General features: G+C 63.8%; 1 protein-coding gene. It reads right to left on the reverse strand.

What is annotated here, in order from left to right; translation table 11 throughout:
- Positions 1-763: 763 nt before the first annotated feature.
- On the reverse strand, positions 764-1,610 hold an 847-nt coding region (locus MUO23_09735; protein ID MCJ7513233.1), incomplete at its 5' end, for a CoA transferase.

Here is a 1,610-nt window from a genome sequence, read left to right on the forward strand (position 1 = left end):
CTTTGACGAGTCGACCCTCCTGCGTGTGGCACATGTCTGCGAAGCGGCGGGGATCTACCCAGTCGGACGTACGCGTCCAGCCTAACCCTCACCTGCTTGAGGTTGGTCTTGTTTCTTCCCAGACTACCATCTCAGTCGATCATGCAATCTGGTGTGTGCTCCATGATTGCAGCGAGTCGCGATGGCTCTCTCCAATGAATCAGACAGGCTCGGGAGACGGCCTCATTTCCGGCTCCTGGTTGGCCGAAGTCAGGCCGTCCAACGCCCGTCGTCAACCGGGGTCTTGCCGCGGTACTGAGACCAGGATGAGGACCGCGGTCATGGCTCGCAGCGCCCTTCCCCGGATCTCAGATACTCCGGCGGTCTGTGGAGGAGAGCCGCGCGTCTTGGAGCACTGACATCGATGCAAACGTCCTTCTTGGTCCTCTGCGCACGTCAGGATCGAACGCGGCGCCGACGCAGTCTTCTCAACGTCGGATATGACTAGGCCGTCCTGGTGTCAGCCGGGGATGTGGGAGACATCTGGGCGGTTGCGCAGGGGACCGCGGGTATCGTGAGGGTGGAGCCCGGCGGATAGCACCAATCACAGACAAGGTCCAAGATGCCGCGCGCCCGGCAATGCTCCCCTCTGCAGGTGCGAGCCATCCCGCTCCGGGGCGAGGGAATCTGCAATGGTCCACCCGGAGCACACTCGTCGGCCGTCGGCCCGCCGAAGACCAGCGAAGCGGCACGGGAGACTGACCAAATCGTCCCCTGAGGCGCCCTACACGACGCCAGCCTCCTGCCAGGCGCTCACCTCTTCCGCCGTATAGCCCAGCAGGTTGACAAGCACTTCCTGTGTGTGCTGCCCCAGTGTGGGCGGCGCGCGGAAGACTTGCGTAGGGGAGGTCGGGATGCAAAGGGGCGATCCGACCATCGGCACACGTCCGGCGGTCGGATGGTCAACATCGGTCCGCATCCCACGCGCCACGACTTGCGGATCGGCGAAGACCTGGTCGACGCTGTTGATAGGAGCCGCCGGAATCCCAATGGACTCGCACAGGTCGATCCAGGCCTGGGCTGGCCGTGTCCGAAACAAGTCACTCAGCCTTTCGACGACAGCCTCACGGTTCTCGACGCGTGCCCTGTTGGTGACAAAGCGCGAATCCTCGGCCCACTCGGCCTCGCCTACCCGCTCGCAGAAGCGCTTCCACTGGGAGTCGTTCCCTGAGGCAAAGGCGAAGTAGCCGTCTTGCGCCCGGAACGATTGGTAGGGAACGAGATTGGGATGGCCGTTACCGTAGCGGGTCGGGGGCTGCCCAGAGACGAGGTAGTTGCTGGCGACATAAGACAGCAGCGCAACTTGCGTGTCCAGCAGGGATATGTCAATGCGCTGCCCGTCGCCGGTGCGCTCCCGCGCGAAAAGGGCGGCCAGGATGGCTGTGGACGCGAACATGCCGGCTCCGAGATCGGCGATGGCGATACCGGCCCGGAAAGGCTCGCCGTCTGCAGGCCCCGTCAGGCTCATGAAACCACCCATGGCCTGGACCATGAAGTCGTAACCCGGTCGCTCACGGTAGGGTCCCGTCTGGCCGTAGCCAGTGATGGAGCAAACAATCATCCCCGGCCGA

Source organism: Anaerolineales bacterium (genome assembly GCA_022866145.1).
Taxonomy (GTDB): Bacteria; Chloroflexota; Anaerolineae; order Anaerolineales; family E44-bin32; genus PFL42.